The sequence below is a fragment of the Actinoplanes sp. NPDC000266 genome (genome assembly GCF_042899005.1).
Classification (GTDB): Bacteria; Actinomycetota; Actinomycetes; order Mycobacteriales; family Micromonosporaceae; genus Actinoplanes.
The window spans coordinates 125,858-141,643 of sequence record NZ_JBIAZI010000010.1; the positions used below are offsets into that span (position 1 = coordinate 125,858).

Annotated in this window: 15 protein-coding genes; 5 read left to right on the top strand and 10 right to left on the bottom strand. The window is 70.4% G+C overall.

Translation table 11 applies throughout. The annotated features are described in order from the left end of the window. Position 1 precedes the first annotated feature (1 nt). The 4 genes from ACFY36_RS35930 to ACFY36_RS35945 form a co-directional block, all read right to left on the bottom strand. A complete protein-coding gene (locus ACFY36_RS35930; protein ID WP_097320124.1) occupies positions 2–244 on the bottom strand; it encodes an acyl carrier protein in 243 nt (80 codons plus the stop codon). Between the two features lie 54 nt (positions 245–298). Beyond that, complete coding sequence (locus ACFY36_RS35935; RefSeq protein WP_499750360.1) at positions 299–1,249, bottom strand: beta-ketoacyl-ACP synthase III; 951 nt, start codon at positions 1,247–1,249, stop codon at positions 299–301. A gap of 11 nt (positions 1,250–1,260) precedes the next feature. After that, the gene (locus tag ACFY36_RS35940; protein WP_499750361.1) at positions 1,261–2,187 is read right to left on the bottom strand and encodes an ACP S-malonyltransferase; all 927 of its coding nucleotides are present in this window, start codon (positions 2,185–2,187) and stop codon (positions 1,261–1,263) included. A 94-nt stretch (positions 2,188–2,281) separates the two neighbouring features. After that, positions 2,282–3,457, bottom strand: coding sequence for a PucR family transcriptional regulator (locus tag ACFY36_RS35945; protein ID WP_498695496.1), 1,176 nt, complete (start codon positions 3,455–3,457; stop codon positions 2,282–2,284). A 202-nt stretch (positions 3,458–3,659) separates the two neighbouring features. On the opposite strand from ACFY36_RS35945, the gene ACFY36_RS35950 reads away from it, so the two are divergent. From ACFY36_RS35950 to ACFY36_RS35965, 4 genes are all read left to right on the top strand, one after another. Further along, the gene (locus ACFY36_RS35950; protein WP_499750362.1) at positions 3,660–3,884 is read left to right on the top strand and encodes a hypothetical protein; all 225 of its coding nucleotides are present in this window, start codon (positions 3,660–3,662) and stop codon (positions 3,882–3,884) included. A 251-nt stretch (positions 3,885–4,135) separates the two neighbouring features. Continuing rightward, a complete protein-coding gene (locus tag ACFY36_RS35955; protein ID WP_499750363.1) occupies positions 4,136–4,678 on the top strand; it encodes a TetR/AcrR family transcriptional regulator in 543 nt (180 codons plus the stop codon). Between the two features lie 47 nt (positions 4,679–4,725). Continuing rightward, positions 4,726–5,214, top strand: a complete 489-nt coding sequence (locus ACFY36_RS35960) for a sigma factor-like helix-turn-helix DNA-binding protein (RefSeq protein WP_499750364.1) — start codon at positions 4,726–4,728, stop codon at positions 5,212–5,214. Further along, the gene (locus ACFY36_RS35965) at positions 5,211–5,963 is read left to right on the top strand and encodes a hypothetical protein (protein ID WP_499750365.1); all 753 of its coding nucleotides are present in this window, start codon (positions 5,211–5,213) and stop codon (positions 5,961–5,963) included. Before ACFY36_RS35960 ends, ACFY36_RS35965 begins: the two co-directional genes overlap by 4 nt. Here ACFY36_RS35965 and ACFY36_RS35970 read toward each other — a convergent pair. The 3 genes from ACFY36_RS35970 to ACFY36_RS35980 all read right to left on the bottom strand — a co-directional run bounded on the left by ACFY36_RS35970 (position 5,960) and on the right by ACFY36_RS35980 (position 9,482). After that, positions 5,960–6,607, bottom strand: coding sequence for a hypothetical protein (locus ACFY36_RS35970; RefSeq protein WP_499750366.1), 648 nt, complete (start codon positions 6,605–6,607; stop codon positions 5,960–5,962). The genes ACFY36_RS35965 and ACFY36_RS35970 overlap by 4 nt on opposite strands. Before the next feature lie 213 nt (positions 6,608–6,820). After that, entirely contained in the window at positions 6,821–8,227 is a 1,407-nt protein-coding gene (gene gltX, locus ACFY36_RS35975; RefSeq protein WP_499750367.1) for a glutamate--tRNA ligase, read from the bottom strand. A gap of 13 nt (positions 8,228–8,240) precedes the next feature. Then, on the bottom strand, positions 8,241–9,482 hold the full coding sequence (locus ACFY36_RS35980; protein WP_499750368.1) for an MFS transporter: 1,242 nt from the start codon (positions 9,480–9,482) through the stop codon (positions 8,241–8,243). Positions 9,483–9,595: 113 nt separating this feature from the next. Between ACFY36_RS35980 and ACFY36_RS35985 the strand changes: the two genes are divergently transcribed. Then, on the top strand, positions 9,596–10,129 hold the full coding sequence (locus ACFY36_RS35985) for a dihydrofolate reductase family protein (protein WP_499750369.1): 534 nt from the start codon (positions 9,596–9,598) through the stop codon (positions 10,127–10,129). Here ACFY36_RS35985 and ACFY36_RS35990 read toward each other — a convergent pair. From ACFY36_RS35990 to ACFY36_RS36000, 3 genes are all read right to left on the bottom strand, one after another. Beyond that, positions 10,126–12,237 carry a methyl-accepting chemotaxis protein gene (locus ACFY36_RS35990; protein WP_499750370.1) on the bottom strand — a complete coding sequence of 704 codons (2,112 nt, stop codon included), beginning with the start codon at positions 12,235–12,237 and terminating at the stop codon, positions 10,126–10,128. The genes ACFY36_RS35985 and ACFY36_RS35990 overlap by 4 nt on opposite strands. Before the next feature lie 90 nt (positions 12,238–12,327). Beyond that, a complete protein-coding gene (gene aceE, locus ACFY36_RS35995; protein WP_499750371.1) occupies positions 12,328–15,069 on the bottom strand; it encodes a pyruvate dehydrogenase (acetyl-transferring), homodimeric type in 2,742 nt (913 codons plus the stop codon). 156 nt (positions 15,070–15,225) lie between these two features. Further along, positions 15,226–15,630 (bottom strand): YjbQ family protein, encoded by a 405-nt coding sequence (locus tag ACFY36_RS36000; protein WP_499750372.1) that lies wholly within the window; start codon positions 15,628–15,630, stop codon positions 15,226–15,228. Positions 15,631–15,786 lie beyond the last annotated feature (156 nt).

Sequence of the window (15,786 nt, forward strand, 5' to 3'; positions counted from 1 at the left end):
GTCAGTGGTTCGCCTCGATGTAGCTCACCGCGTCACCGACGGTCTTCAGGTTCTGGACCTCGTTGTCGGGGATCTTGACGCCGAACTTCTCCTCGGCGGCCACCACGACCTCGACCATGGACAGCGAGTCGACGTCCAGGTCGTCGGTGAAGGACTTACCCTCGGCGACGTCGTCCGGGTTCACCCCGGCGACCTCCTCGAGGATCTCGGCGAGGCCGGAGGTGATCTCTTCGCGTGAAGCCATTACAGGTGTTTCCTCTCAATGGTGGGGACTGCTCCGTACAGGACGGTCAACTGCTCAGGGGCAGCGGACGACCTGGCCGGCGTAGGTGAGGCCGCCGCCGAAGCCGAAGAGCAGGACGGGCGCGCCCGAGGGCACCTCCCGGCGCTCGACCAGCTTGGACAGGGCCAGCGGCACGCTCGCCGCGGAGGTGTTGCCGGAGTGGACCAGATCCTTGGCCACGACCACGTCGGGGCCGAGACCGAGCCGCTTGACGATACCGTCGATGATCCGGGTGTTCGCCTGGTGCGGCACGAAGGCCGCCAGCTCGGACGGTGCCACCCCGGCCCGTTCGCAGACCTGCAGCGCGAACGGCGCCAGCTCGGTGGTCGCCCAGCGGAAGACCGTCTGGCCTTCCTGCTTGATGTACGGCTGCCAGCCCTCGATGAGCAGGGCGTCGCCCTTCTCGGGGGCCGAGCCCCACAGGACCGGGCCGATGGCCGCCTCTTCGCCGTCGGCCACGCCGGTGACGACCGCGGCGCCCGCGCCGTCGCCGAACAGGACGGCCGTGGTGCGGTCGGTCCAGTCGGTGACGTCGGACAGCTTCTCGGCGCCGATGACGATGGCGTTGCGGGCGGCGCCGGCCCGGATGGCGTGATCGACGGTGCCGAGCGCGTAGCTGAAGCCGGAGCAGGCGGTGTTGAGGTCGTACGCGGCCGGGGCCTTGACGCCGAGGCGGGCCGCGACCCGGCTCGCCACGTTGGGGCAGCGGTCGATGGACGAGCAGGTGGCGACCGTGACGAGGTCGATGTCGGCCGCGGTCAGGCCGGAGGCGGCCAGCGCCTTCTCGGCCGCGAAGGTGGCCATGTCGGCCACGGTCTCGCCGTCGGCGATGCGCCGCTCGGCGATGCCGACCCGGCTCTTGATCCACTCATCGTTGGTGTCGATCGTCGCGGCCAGGTCGTCGTTGGTGACGATGCGCGAGGGCTGGTAGTGCCCCATCGCGACGATGCGGGAACCCGCGGTCATGGTCATGCTCCTTAGTGGCGAGCTGAGTGCCGGGCGACGAGGTCGCGGGCGGCGGGCAGGTCGTCGGGGGTGTTGAGGGTGACGATCTCGGGGGCCCCGTTGCCCTTGAGCTCGCGCTTGACCAGGCCGGCCAGGGTGCCGGCCGGCGGCAGCTCGATCACGCCGGTGACGCCGAGCTCGGCCAGCGACTTCATGCACAGGTCCCAGCGCACCGGCGCGGTGACCTGGCGGACGAGTCGCTGCACCATCTCGGCGCCGTCGGTGACGGCGGTGCCGTCGAGGTTGGAGAGCAGGGTGCGCGCCGGGTTCCCGGCGCTGATGCCACCGGCGACGGCGGCGAGGGCGGTTTCGGCCGTTTGCATGTACGGCGTGTGGAAGGCCCCGGCGACTTCGAGCGCCCGGACCCGCGCCTTCTCCGGCGGGTCGGCGGCCAGCGCGGCGAGCCCGTCGAGCGAGCCGGCCGCGACGACCTGGCCGGCCGCGTTGCGGTTGGCCGGGTGCAGGCCGTGTTTCTCGATGGCCGCGAGCACCTCGTCGGCGTCGCCGCCGAGGACGGCGCTCATGCCGGTCGGCTCGAGGGCGCAGGCGGCGGCCATCTCACGGCCGCGCAGGCCGGCCAGCGCGATCGAGGCCTCGGCCGGCAGCACACCGGCCAGGGCGGCCGCGCCGAGCTCGCCCACGCTGTGCCCGGCGACCAGGCCGACGCCGTCGAGGGGCAGCTCGGAGCCGGCCAGCAGGGCGGCGGCGACCAGGAGGGGTTGCGTACGAGCGGTGTCCTTGATCTCGTCGGCTCCGGCCGACGTGCCGAGGTGCACCAGGTCGACGCCGGCCAGCACCGACCACCAGCGCAGTTTGGTCTCGGCGCCGGGGAGGTCGAGCCACGGAGTCAGGAAGCCGGGCTTCTGGGAACCCTGGCCGGGGGAAAGTACGGCGAGCACGTCTTCGACTCTTCCGGATAGGTCGCCGTTGCGGGGTTGCTGACGGCGACGAAACCCTACGACGGCTGTTGTAGGAACTCTACAAGTCGGTGAGCTATGTCGCAGGGTCGAGGCGGCCGACGGCCAGCGCCAGCCGCAGGGCGAACGCGTCGCGTCCGTCCAGGGGCGACAGCCCGGTGACCTCGGCCACCCTTTTGAGGCGGTATCGGATCGTGTTCGGGTGTACGAACAACTCGCGGGCCGCACTCTCGAGTACCCCGCCCGCGGCGAAGAACGCATCCAGTGTGTCGAGCAGTCCGCCGCCGGCGCGCGACAGCGCCCCGTACGCGTCGTGCCGTAGTTTGCGCCGCGCCTCCATGTCGCCGGCCAGGGTCCGCTCGGGCAGCAGGTCGTCGGCCGACACCGGGTTGGGCGCGCCCGGCCAGGCCGGCGCCGCCCGGAAGCCGGCCAGCGCGGCCCGCGCCGACTCGGTGGCCTGGTCGAGCGACGGCACGGCCGGGCCGACCACAATCGGGCCCTCGCCGAAGCTGGCGGCCAGGGCGGTCGCGGTCGCCACCGGGTCGGCGGCCCCGCCCATCACCACGACCAGCCGGTCGCCGTGCACGCCGCCGATCACCTCGATGCGGGCGCGCCGGGCGGCCCGGTAGACCGCGTGCAGCACGGCGGTGATGTCGCCGCCGGGGGAGCGGCCGACCACGACCGCGACCGGCGGGGCGTCGGCCCAGCCGAGCGCGGCGGCCCGGCTGGCCAGCACGTCGGAGGAGTCGCCACGCAGCAGCGCGTCGACGAGCAGGGCCTGGAGGCGGGCGTCCCAGGCGCCGCGGGACTCGGCGGCGCGGGCGTACACCCGGGCCGCGGAGAAGGCGATCTCCCGGGAGAATTTGAGGATGGCCTGGAGCAGCGGCTCCTCCTCGCCGGGCGCGGCGAGCGCGGCCACCTCGGCCTCGGCGACGTCGATGGTCACCTTGATCAACTGGACGGTCTGTGTCAGCGTGATCGAACGGGCCAGGGCCCGCGGCGCGGCCGCGAAGACCTCGTCGGAGATCTCCTGCGTGCTGTCCTCGGTGGCGCCGCCGGAGCGCAACCATTCGACCAGCGACCGTACGCCGGCCTGGGCCACCAGCATGACCCAGGAGCGCTGGTCGGCCGGCAGGGCGCGGAACCAGGGCAGGGTCTCGTCCATGCGGGCGACGGCCGAGGTGGCGAGGGACCCGGCGTGCCGTTCGATCCGGCGCAGGGTCTCGGCCGGTGGGGGTTTCGCCGATGACACGCCCACAGCCTGCCACGTCCGCGCCCCGGTGGAAAAAGTGGCGATTTGGGTTATTTGTCCGGTGTAGCGGTGCGCCTCTCCCGCGATTTCGGTCGGTGACCTGGCAAGGTGTCGTCCTAGCGTCGCCAGATTCGCGTCCGCCCCCGGTAAAGCAGGGGCCGCGTGCTGCCGATGAAAGACCGCGAGAGGGTGAGGAGGCGAGATGACGGAACGGGAGAACTGGCCGCTCGGCGAGGGTGAGCCCGCGCCGGAGGGCTCGCTGCCGATGGCGACCGTGGACGAGACGGACGCCGAGATCGTGCCGGTGCCGAGCCGGGGCGGCTGCCGCACGGAGCTGCACGGCTGGGCCGGCGCCCACCTGCACGGCGCCGTGCGCCCTCGACGCCGCGCCGCCGGCCGGGGCCGCCCGCCCGGCCGCTGGTGCTGAGCGCTCGCGCCATTCGCTGAACCTCATAAATCGGGCAAGCAATGAGGGCGCAATCGCGGCAAGGTGCAAGCGCGGCGAGGTAACGAGGACGCAGCGCGGCAAGGCGCAAGGTGGCAAGGCGCAAGCGCGGCAAGGTGGCAAGGTGCAAGCGGGGCAAAGCGGCGGGGCGGAAGTGGTAAAGCGCGCCCCGACCGGGTGGCCGCGCGGCGCGTCTTGGTTGACTTAGGCGAAATGCCGGACACGGTTGTTTGGTGGACGACAAGAGACGGCTGATTCTCGACCAGGCCCTCGCTCTCGTCGACGAGCGCGGCCTGGCCGCGATGTCCATGCGGGCGGTGGCCGAGCGGGTCGGTTTGACCTCGATGGCGCTTTACCCGTATGTCGGTGGGAAAGACGCTCTGCTCGACGGTCTCGTCGACCTGCTCAACATCGAACTGGGCGCCGACGTCGGTGAGCCCGCCGAGCTCGACTGGCGACGGCGGCTCCGGGCGCTGGGGCGGGCCGTGCGGGCGCTGGCCGACAAGCATCCGGGCGCGTTTCCCCTGCTGCTCACCCGGCCGGTCGCGGCCGCCTCGGCCTCCTGGCTGGCCGCCGCCCTCCGTAGTGTTCTTCATGACGCCGGGGTGCCCGAGAAGTCCGTACCCCGAATGGCTCGAATGATCTTGGCTTTCCTGCTGGGTCATGCGACCGGCGCGGTCACGGGTGGCCTGCCGCCGGCGGCGGACCCCGACGAGTTCGATGAGGACCTGGACGATCTCGTACGCCTCGTGGAGGTCGCCGTTCAGGTCGCGTGATCGGCGTTCCGCGCCCCGACACCCCCTTCCGCGCCTATAAAGGGCATATGTCCGGAAACGAGGGTGAGGAAGACGCCGCCCTGCGCACGTTCGTCGCGGCCCGCCTGCCGCACCTGCGCCGGTCCGCCTTCCTGATGTGCGGCGACTGGCAGCTCGCCGCCGATCTGACCCGCGCCACCCTGGCGCGCCTGGTCGTCGACAGCCGGCGCGGGGCCGTGGCCGACGCCGACGTCTACGCGTACGCCGACCTGATGGAGTCGTGCCGCAAACGCAACCGCCGACGCGAGCACGTCTTCGTGGCGTCGGCCGGCGCCGAGGGTGTCGCCGCCGAGTCGATCCTGCTGCTGGACGCCCTGCACAAGCTCGCGCCGCGCTGCCGGGCGGTCCTCGTGCTGCGCTACTGGGACGGCTTCGACGTCGACGCCACCGGGGCGATGCTCGACCTGGACGACGAGCGGGTCGGCGCCTACGAGCGGGCCGGTCTGGCCGCGCTGGAGAGGCTGCTCACCGAGTCCGAGGCGGCGATGGCCGGATGAGCGCGCCGACCGGGCCACTGCGCGAGCTGCTGGAGCATGTCCTCGAGGGGGAGCCGTCGGTCGGCGAGGAGGTCGACGCGGTCTTCCGCCGGGCCGACCGGCTGCGCCGGCGCCGCACGCAGCTGCTGCTCGGCTCGGGTCTGCTGGCCGCGGCGGCCGTCGTGACGGCCGGCTACCTGATCACCACCACGCTGCTTCCGGGCACGCCGTCCGCGGTCGCCCCGGCCGTGTCGGCCCCGGCCACGGTCCGGCCCGCGCCCGCCGTCTCGGAGACCTCTGACGGCGTACGGGAAATGGTCGAGCCGTTGATCGCCGGTCGTGGCCTGGGGATCAAGTCGGTCGAGCGGGGTGACGGCTGGCGGCGATATCACGTGATCGACGGGGACGAGCCGCGCGGCGCCATCGATGTGGCCGTCTATGACAAACCGGATGATTACTGCTTCCCGGTGAAGGCCGACAAGAAAGCTTGCGCGCGGGTAGACAAGGCCGGTGGCCTCGAGTTCGTCCGCTACGACGACGACGGCGACGCGGACTGGCAGGTGCGCCAGACGATCGCGCGGCGCCTGAGCGACGGCCGCACGGTCGCCGTGATGGCCACCGGCAAGCGTGACGTCGGCGCCGCACGTGGCAAGCCGGGGCTCACCGGCGCCCAGGTCGAGCAGGTGGCGACCGACGAGCGGGTCCTCGACGCGTTCGGCGCCGAGACGTGTGAGAAGGGCTGCCCGCCGTTCCGTACGCCGGTCGGCTAGACCTTGCGGCGGATCAAGAAGGCGATGCCGGCCAGGCCCACGAGGATGGACGCGAGGACCGCGCCGTTGAGCAGGAACAGGCGGCGCACCTCGCCCACGTACTCCTTGACGCCGGCCGGCTCCTTGGCCGCGTCGACCTCGAGGCCCTGCCCGATGCCGCCGCCGATGCCGCCGGTGACCACGTCGGGCTTGGACTTGAGCGGCACGCCGGCCACCCGCAGCGCCTCGGGCATGGTGAGCCGGCCGTAGAACCAGCCCTCGGTCTTGGCGCCGGTCGGCTGCTTGGCCAGACGGTGGGCCCGGGGACCGCCGGCGGCCATCGGGAACAGGTCGTACGTCTGCAGGGTCTGCTTGTTGTTGAGCAGGGTGACCGTGTATTTGGCGCCGAGCTTGTCGGCCTTGAGCGCCGTGGTCTGCGACTTGGCCGACGCCATCCAGCTGACCTCGCTGAGCAGGCTGTCGAAGAGCCGCTTCTGGGTCTTCTGGTCGACGAGGATCTTGCCGTCCACGTCCTTGCCGGTGATCTGCACGACGTTCGGCTTGGCCGCCGCCTTGGGCGCCGCCTGCGCGGCCGCCGCGGGCGCGAGCCCGACGGCGAGCACCGCCGTCACAGCCAGCAACCTGGTGATCGTCTTACCAACCATCGTCCGGCCTCCCCGCCCCGTGGTGGACATGGCTTGTGCCTAAGCCTTCCCGGAACCGCGCCCGGGCGCATCTCGAGCCCGACGTATTTGGAGCCATCTGGGGATGACCGCGAGACGACGACAGCCGTTGATCAGCGGCCGAATAGTACCTAGTCCGTGCAACACGAAGGTGGCCCGGTCACTCGACTGGGCCACCTTTGAGATCAAACTGTGTTACAAGCGTGCGCGTGCCGCGCGCAGACGGGCCAGGGTGCGCTCGCGGCCCAGGACCTCGATCGACTCGAACAGGGGCAGACCGACCGAACGGCCGGTGACCGCGACCCGGACCGGGGCCTGGGTCTTGCCGAGCTTGAGCTCACGGGCCAGCCCGACCTCCTCGAGGGCGGCCTTGAGCGGCTCGGCCGCCCACTCCTCGAGGGCCTCGAAGGCGGTCGCGGTGGCGTCGAGGATGTCGGCCGCGCCCTCCTTCATGGCCTTGGCCCACGACGCCTCGTCGATGGCCGGCTCGGGCAGGAAGAAGAAGTCGACGTAGTCCACGATCTCGGACAGCACCGCGATGCGGGTCTGCGCGAGCGGGGCGACGGCGGTGAAGACCTCGGCGTCGAAGGCCGACGGCTCCCACGGCGGGGCCGCGATGGTGTCGGTGCCGCTGAGCCACGGCGTGCAGCACTGGATGAACTCCTGCACGTCCAGGGCCCGGATGTAGTCGCCGTTGAACGCCCGCAGCTTCTTGACGTCGAAGAACGCGGGGGCGTGGTTGACCTCCTCGAGGCGGTACTCGTCCTCGACGACCTGCCACGGCACGATCTCGCGGTCGCCCGAGGGCGCCCAGCCCAGCAGCATCAGGTAGTTCTTCATGGCGGCGGCCAGGTAGCCCTCGTCGCGGTAGCTTTCCAGGGCCACCTTGTCGCGGCGCTTGGACAGCTTCTGCCGCTTCTCGTTGACGATGACCGGCACGTGGCCCCAGATCGGCGGGGTGTGCCCGAGCGCCTCCCACAGCAGCTGCTGCTTGGGGGTGTTGGGCAGGTGCTCCTCGGCCCGGATCACGTGGGTGATCCCCATGGTCATGTCGTCCACGACGTTGGCCAGCAGGAAGACCGCCGAGCCGTCGCTGCGGGCGATGACGAAGTCTTCCATCAGCTTGTTCTCGAAGGTGGGCTTGCCCCGGACGATGTCCTCGACCACGGTCTCGCCCTCGTCGGGCGTGCGGAAGCGCAGCGCGCGGCCCTCGCCCGGCCCGAGACCCCGGTCGCGGCAGAAGCCGTCGTAGCCGGTGTGCTGGTTGCCGGTGCGGGCGATGACGTCCTCACGCTTGCAGTCGCAGTAGTACGCCTTGGCCTCGCCGTAGAGGCGGGTGGCGGCGGCGGTGTGGTCCTGCGCGTAGGAGGACTGGAAGTACGGGCCTTCGTACGTGCCGCGCTCGATGCCGATCCAGTCGAGCGCCGAGATGATGCCCTCGGTCCACTCGGGACGGTTGCGGGCGGCGTCGGTGTCCTCGATCCGCAGCACGAAGACACCGTCGTGCTGCTTGGCGTAGATCCAGTTCTGCAGCGCGGAGCGCGCGCCGCCGACGTGGAACATGCCGGTCGGAGAGGGGGCGAAGCGTACTCGTACAGTCACGGGTCAAGGGTACCTAGGCGACCGAACGGATTTTCACCACCGCTACCGCTCCGGCGATCGTGACGAGCGCGGTCAGCGCGAACAGCGCCGGATATCCGCCGAGGTGGGTGACGATCGGGGCCGAGATGGCCGGGCCGATGGCCTGCGGCGCGGCGCTGGCGATGTTGATGACGCCCAGGTCCTTGGCGCGGTCGGTGGCGGCCGGCAGCACCTGGGTGATCAGGGCGGTGTCGACGGCCAGGTAGACGCCGTAGCCGGCCCCGAAGAGCAGGGCCGCGACCATCGAGACGGGCCAGGTCGGCCAGATGGCCAGCAGCGTGGCCGCGACGGCGATGAGCACGCCCGACCAGATCACGAAGATCTTGCGGCGGCCGAGCTTGTCGGAGAGGTGTCCGCCGACCATGGCCGTCGCGATCATGCCGACCGTGTAGAGCAGGATCATGATCAGCAGACCGGTGTCCGGATCGTCGAGCTTCACCGCGTCGGTCAGGAAGTACAGCAGGTAGAGCGTGCCGAGCGCGTTGCCCAGCTGGACCAGGAAGCGCGTGCCGAAGGCCCACATGAAGTCGGGGTTGCCGCGCAGGTCGAGCCGCCAGCTCGCCTTGACCCGGTGGCCGTCGGGCAGCGGCTCGTCCCGGGTGAGCAGCGCGAACGGGGCGGCCAGCAGGACCAGCCCGAACGCCAGCACGATGTAGCCGAGCCCGATGTCGGTGACCACCGCGGTGACCAGGATGGCCCCGAGCACCAGGCCGAGCGCCTGTGGCATGCCGATCCAGCCGGAGACCAGGCCGCGCTGGACCACCGGCACCCGGTCGGGCACGGAGGCGGTCAGCGAGGCCAGCATGACGTTGATGCCGACCTGCGCGGCCGCCCAGGCCAGCGTGACGGTCAGCAGGTTGGGCGCCTCGGCCAGCACGGACAGCGAGAGCACGGTGACGATCACGCCGCCGAGGGTCCAGACGTGCCGGCGGCCGTAGCGGCGGCCGAACAGCCGCAGGCGGGTGCGGTCGGACAGCGCGCCGGCCAGCGGGGCGATGATCACGGCGACCAGGGCGCCGATGCCGGTGACCAGGCCGAGCCACAGCTCCTTGTTGTCCTGGGTGAGCTCGGCGACCTGCTCCGGCAGCAGCACCTGGATGGGGGTGTAGCAGGCCATCCAGAGGCCGAGGTTGGCCGCGAAGAGCAGGCCGATCCAGGATCGGCGGACGGGGATCGTAGGCTCGGCGAGGGCCGTGGCTTCGTGCGCGACGGCCATCCGGCCTCCTCGAAAGGTGAAAGTTCCTCGGAGGTTAGAGGATCACCGATCCCCTGGGAAGAGAGCCTACGGAAAGTGGTCAACCGGTCGCAATACGAGATTGGGGTGTTCTGATGGGCAGGATCGTGGCAGTCGAATACACGACGCTCGACGGCGTCTTCGAGGAGCCGTCCTGGAGCGGGCCCTACTTCAACGACGAGCTGGGCGCCTGGCAGGACGCGAACCTGCACGAGGCGGGCGCGTTGCTGCTGGGCCGCAAGACCTACGAGGGCTTCAAGGCCGCCTGGCCCCAGATGGAGGAGGCGACCGGCCACTTCGGCAAGCGGATGAACTCGATGCCGAAGCACGTGGCGACGACGACCCTGCGCGAGCCCGAGTGGAACGCGACCTTCCTCCAGGGCGAGGTGGCCGACGCGGTGCGGGCGCTCAAGGCCGAGCCGGCCGACCTGCTGATCAACGGCAGCGCCGACCTGGTCAACTATCTGACCCGGCACAACCTGATCGACGAGTACCGGATCATGATCTACCCCGTGGTGCAGGGCGAGGGCCGCAAGCTGTGGGAGCCCGGTACCAAGATCGCGCTGTCGCTCACCGGAACGTGGCAGACCAAGACCGGGGTCGACGTGGTGACGTACGTGCCGGCCTAGACCGTGAAGCGGTCGACCAGGCCGGTCAGCTTGCGGGCGGTCGCGTCCAGCTCGTCGGCGGCCCGGTGTGAGACCGCCACCGAGGCCCGGGTGCCGTCGACCGCGCCGCTGACCACGCCGATGCCCTCGGCGATGTCCCGGCTGCCCGAGGCCACCTCGGAGATGTTGCGGGCCATCTCGGCGGTGGTCGCGGCCTGCTCCTCGACCGCCGCCGCGATCGCCGTCTGATAGTCGTTGACCTGCGCGATCCGGGCCGTGATGGCCTCGATCGCGTCGACCGCGCGGCTGGTGTCGCTCTCGATCGCCTGCACCCGCGAGGTGACGTCCTCGGTGGCCCGCGCGGTCTCCTGGGCCAGTTCCTTGACCTCGCCCGCGACCACCGCGAAGCCCTTGCCGGTCTCGCCGGCCCGGGCCGCCTCGATCGTCGCGTTCAGGGCCAGCAGGTTGGTCTGCTCGGCGATGCTGGCGATCAGCCGTACGACGTCGGCGATGGCCGCGGTCGAGGTGCGCAGCTCGCCGATGACGCCGGCCGCGGCCGCGGTCAGCCCGACGCCGTCCCGGCCGGCCTGGGCCGCGTCCTGGGCGTTGTTGGAGATCTCGGAGATCGAAGCGCCCATCTCCTCGGCGCCGGCCGCAACCGTCTGCACCACGTGCGAGACGCCCTCGGCGGCCACGTTGACGTGTCCGGCCCGGGTGGCCGCCTCGTCGGCCGATCCGGCCAGCTCGCCGCCGGTCGCGGCCACCTGCCGGGCCGTGCCGGCCACCTCGTGCGAGGCCGAGGTGACCTCCACCATCACGGTTCTCAGCTCACCGACCGCGCTGTTCAGCTCGGCCGAGGCGACCGCGATCTCGTCCTTGCCGTCGACCGGGACGACCACCGTCAGGTCCCGTTTGGCCAGCCGCGACAGGCCGCCGGTCAGGCCGGCCAGCCGGCCCGCGATGCGCCGGGCCAGCGTCGCCGCCACCAGGCCGCCGACCACGGCCAGCAGCACGGCCGCGATCACGAAGGCGACCAGCATGGCCTTGCGCCCGTCGCGGACCGCGTTGATCGGCCCGGCCGAGTCGGCGTCGTAGCCGCCGATCGCGATGGCCCACGAGTACGGCGCGTAGTAGGCGACCGTCGTGGTGGTCGAGCCGGCTTCGGCCCCCGACGAGCCCGGCAGCTTGTAGGTCGTGGTCCAGGTCGCGTCGTCCTCCAGGGTCGGCGCCTTGGCCACGATCTCCGAGACGTACTTGACGCCGTTGGCGTCGGCCGAGTCGATGTCGGTGGTGTCGGCGGTTCCCTCCATGCTCGACGCGACGACCCGGCCCGCGTCGGCCGAGGAGGTGCTGAATACCGTGGCCCAGCCGTTCTGCCCGAACGTGCCGGCCGAGACGGCCGCGGTCAGGTTCTCCAGCGCGGCCGACTGCGGAAGGCCGGCGAACAGCGAGCCGACCACGGCGCCGGAGGCGTCCTTGATCGGGTCGTAGGCCGTGATGTACCAGGTGTCGACCACCTTGGCCACGCCCCGGTAGGACTTGCCGGCCTTGATGGCGGCGGCCACGGCGTTCGCCTTGCCGTCCGAGGTGGCCGGGATGTACGTGCCGATCGCCCGGCTGCCGCTGGCCGCCTTGACGGTCGTGCCGACCCGCAGCAGGTCGCCGGCGGTGTTCATGCGCTGGAAGACGGTGACCACGGCACCCGAGACGGATGCCGCGTCGTCCACGAAGGGCGTGGTGACCTTGAGGTTCTTGTTCTGCCCGAGCCAGGTGCCGCCGACCAGCATCCGGGGCAGCGAGACCGTCGTCTTGGCGTTGGTGACCTGGTTGGTGGCGGTCCAGGACGCCGTACGGCTGGAGAAGGACACCCCGCCGCTGAGGGTCAGCAGCTTGTCGGCCGCGTTCATCGAGACGTCGACGCTGTTCTGCACCTCGTCGCCCACCGAGGACACCAGGGTGGTCACGTCGCTGGTGATCTGTTTGAGGTTCGCCTCGTTCTGGGCGACCACCTCGCGTTCGGTGCTCTCGGCGAAATCGCCGCTCTTCCAGGCTCCCACCAGCACGAGGACGCCGGCGGTGCCGATCACCCCGCCCAGGCCCAGAGCGAGGAGCTTGTGACTGATCTGCATGCCGCGTCCCACTCCGTACCCATCGGCACGTTCCGGAGACGACTGAGCCGGACCACCCCGTACGGGATGGTCCGGCTCGGAAATCGACCTTTAGCTGTCGCCGCCGGTCTCGCCGACAGGCGCCGCGGAGACGTCGTCGATCGCGTACTTCTTGGCCGCCTCGGCCGGAACGTGCGACGGCACCTTGCCGCGCAGCGCGAGCTGGCGCAGCGTGGCCACCGCGACCGACTCACCGTCCACGTGGAAGTGGCGGCGCAGAGCGTGCCGCGTGTCGCTCATGCCGAAGCCGTCGGTGCCCAGCGACGTGTAGTCGTTCGGCACCCACCGCGCGATCAGGTCGGGCACGGCCCGCATGTAGTCGCTGACCGCGACCACCGGGCCCTCGGTGCTCTCGAGCTTCTGCTCGATGTACGGCTTGCGCGGCTGGTCGCCCGGGTTGAGCAGGTTGTGCTCCTCGGTCTCGACCGCGTCGCGGCGCAGCTCGGTCCACGAGGTCACCGACCAGACGTCGGCCGCCACGCCCCAGTCCTGGGCCAGCAGCTGCTGGGCCTTGAGCGCCCAGGGCAGGCCGGTGCCGGAGGCCAGCAGCTGCGCCTTCGGGCCGGTCGTCCCCTCGGGCGCCGCCGAGTAGCGGTAGATGCCCTTGAGCAGGCCTTCCCGGTCGAGGTCGGCCGGCTCGGCCGGCTGGACGGCCGGCTCGTTGTAGACGGTGAGGTAGTAGAAGACGTTCTCCTGCTTCTCGCCGTACATGCGGTGCAGGCCGTCCTCGACGATGTGCGCGATCTCGAACGCGAACGCCGGGTCGTACGCCACGACGGCCGGGTTCGTGGCCGCGATCAGCAGCGAGTGGCCGTCCTCGTGCTGCAGGCCCTCACCGTTGAGCGTGGTCCGCCCGGCGGTGGCGCCGAGCAGGAAGCCGCGGGTCATCTGGTCGGCGGCCGCCCAGAACTCGTCGGCGGTCCGCTGGAAGCCGAACATCGAGTAGAAGATGTACAGCGGGATCATCGGCTCGTCGTGCGTCGCGTACGACGTGCCGGCGGCGATGAAGCTCGCGGTCGACCCGGCCTCGTTGATCCCCTCGTGCAGGATCTGGCCGTTCGTCGCCTCCTTGTACGACAGGAAGAGCTCACGGTCGACCGACGTGTAGGTCTGGCCGTGCGGGTTGTAGATCTTCTTGGTCGGGAAGAGCGAGTCCATGCCGAAGGTGCGGGCCTCGTCCGGGATGATCGGCACCCACCGGGCGCCGAACTCCTTGTCCTTCATGAGGTCCTTGAGCAGGCGTACGAAGGCCATGGTGGTGGCGATCTTCTGCTTGCCGCTGCCCCGCTTGACGTCGCCGAACGCCTTGGAGTCGGGGATCTGGAGGATCTTGCCCTTCGTCCGGCGGCTCGGGATCGAACCGCCGAGCTCGCGCCGGCGCTCCAGCATGTACTGCATCTCGTCGGACTTCTCGCCGGGGTGGTAGTACGGCGGGAGGTACGGGTTGTCCTCGAGCTGCTTGTCGCTGATGTCGAGGTAGAGCCGGTCCCGGAAGCCCTTGAGGTCGTCCAGGGTCAGCTTCTTCATCTGGTGGGTCGCGTTGCGCGCCTCGAAGTGCGAGCCCAGCGTCCAGCCCTTGATCGTCTTGGCGAGGATCACGGTCGGCTGGCCGGTGTGCTCCATGGCCGCCTTGTACGCCGCGTAGAGCTTGCGGTAGTCGTGCCCGCCGCGCTTGAGGTTCCAGATCTCGTCGTCCGAGAGGTGCTCGACCAGCTTGCGCGTGCGCGGGTCACGGCCGAAGAAGTGCTCACGGACGTACGCGCCGGACTCGCCCTTGTAGGTCTGGTAGTCACCGTCGGGCGTCACGTTCATGAGGTTGACCAGCGCGCCGTCGCTGTCGGCGGCGAGCAGCGGGTCCCACTCGCGGCCCCAGACGACCTTGATGACGTTCCATCCGGCGCCGCGGAAGAACGACTCCAGCTGCTGGATGATCTTGCCGTTGCCGCGGACCGGGCCGTCGAGGCGCTGCAGGTTGCAGTTGATGACGAAGGTGAGGTTGTCGAGCTCCTCACGCGCGGCCAGGCCGATCGCGCCCAGCGACTCGACCTCGTCCATCTCGCCGTCGCCCAGGAACGCCCAGGTGTGCTGCTGGCTGGTGTCCTTGATGCCGCGGTTTTGCAGGTAGCGGTTGTACCGCGCCTGGTAGATCGCGTTCAGCGGGCCGAGGCCCATGCTGACCGTGGGGAACTCCCAGAAGTTCGGCATCAGGCGCGGGTGCGGGTACGACGGCAGGCCGCCACCCGGGTGCGACAGCTCCTGCCGGAAACCGTCGAGGTCGTTCTCGGAGAGCCGGCCCTCCATGAAGGCCCGCGCGTACATGCCGGGGGAGGCGTGGCCCTGGAAGAAGATGTGGTCGCCGCCGCCCGGGTGGTCCTTGCCGCGGAAGAAGTGGTTCATGCCGACCTCGTAGAGGCTGGCGCTCGACGCGTACGTCGAGATGTGGCCGCCGACCCCGATCTCGGGGCGCTGCGCGCGGTGCACCAGCATCGCGGCGTTCCACCGGATGTAGGCGCGGATGCGGCGTTCGACGAACTCGTCACCGGGGAACCACGGCTCGCGCTCGGGCGTGATCGTGTTGACGTAGTCGGTGGAGGTCAGGGGCGGGATGCCCACCTGTCGCTCCCGCGCCCGCTCGAGCAGGCGCAACATAACGTAACGGGCTCTCTTGGCGCCCCGTTCGTCGATGACTCCGTCGAGGGACTCGACCCACTCGTTCGTCTCTTCGGGGTCGATGTCCGGAAGCTGGCTCGGCAGGCCGTCGCTGATCACCGGGCGCTTGCGCTCCGTGGCCACAGGCATTCCTCTTGGTCGGGTGTCGGACCGAGCGGCCCATTGTGTGAGTCGCGCGGTAATAACTCCATCCTGCCCCTTCGCAGTGTGCGTCGTCACGCCTACCGTGCGGGTACGCGATGCGCGACACACGTACTGACCAGTAACATCCTCTTAACGTCAGGCGGGCAGGAAACTGAACCGTACCTGGCGCTCCGGATTGTCTCCGTTGGTGTCCACCAGGCAGACCGACTGCCATGTTCCGAGTGCGATCCGGCCATTGATGACAGGCAATGAGGCGTACGGCGGGATCCAGGCCGGCAGAACGTGGTCGCGCCCGTGTCCCCGTGACCCGTGCCGGTGCCGCCACTTGTCCTGAGCAGGCAGAAGATCGTCGATCGCGGTCAGCAGATCGTCGTCCGAACCGGCGCCGGTCTCGATGATCGCGATGCCGGCCGTGGCATGCGGGACGAAGACGTTGAGAATCCCGTCTCCTTCGGACTCGGCGAACCGGGCCGCCTCGGCCGTGATGTCGCGGACGGTGGGCCGGTTGCCGGTGCGAACCGTGATCACTTCTGTGCGCATGGCGAAAGTCTGCCAGCCCCTCTACCAGGCCGCCCGCCGATGCATCAGCCCTATAAACCCGTTTCAGCCTTATTTACCCCCGAAATAGCTACCTTGTGGTGGTAGCAGTGGCCGGAACCGAGCACGGGGGTGTGAGGGCAGTGCAAGCAGAAGGGC

Coding starts and splice junctions, on each gene's coding strand:
- ACFY36_RS35930 (WP_097320124.1), bottom strand. CDS start 244: ATGGCTTCACGCGAAGAGATCACCTCCGGCCTCGCCGAGATCCTCGAG.
- ACFY36_RS35935 (WP_499750360.1), bottom strand. CDS start 1,249: ATGACCGCGGGTTCCCGCATCGTCGCGATGGGGCACTACCAGCCCTCG.
- ACFY36_RS35950 (WP_499750362.1), top strand. CDS start 3,660: ATGACGGAACGGGAGAACTGGCCGCTCGGCGAGGGTGAGCCCGCGCCG.
- ACFY36_RS35960 (WP_499750364.1), top strand. CDS start 4,726: ATGTCCGGAAACGAGGGTGAGGAAGACGCCGCCCTGCGCACGTTCGTC.
- ACFY36_RS35965 (WP_499750365.1), top strand. CDS start 5,211: ATGAGCGCGCCGACCGGGCCACTGCGCGAGCTGCTGGAGCATGTCCTC.
- ACFY36_RS35970 (WP_499750366.1), bottom strand. CDS start 6,607: ATGGTTGGTAAGACGATCACCAGGTTGCTGGCTGTGACGGCGGTGCTC.
- ACFY36_RS35980 (WP_499750368.1), bottom strand. CDS start 9,482: ATGGCCGTCGCGCACGAAGCCACGGCCCTCGCCGAGCCTACGATCCCC.
- ACFY36_RS35985 (WP_499750369.1), top strand. CDS start 9,596: ATGGGCAGGATCGTGGCAGTCGAATACACGACGCTCGACGGCGTCTTC.
- ACFY36_RS35990 (WP_499750370.1), bottom strand. CDS start 12,237: ATGCAGATCAGTCACAAGCTCCTCGCTCTGGGCCTGGGCGGGGTGATC.
- ACFY36_RS36000 (WP_499750372.1), bottom strand. CDS start 15,630: ATGCGCACAGAAGTGATCACGGTTCGCACCGGCAACCGGCCCACCGTC.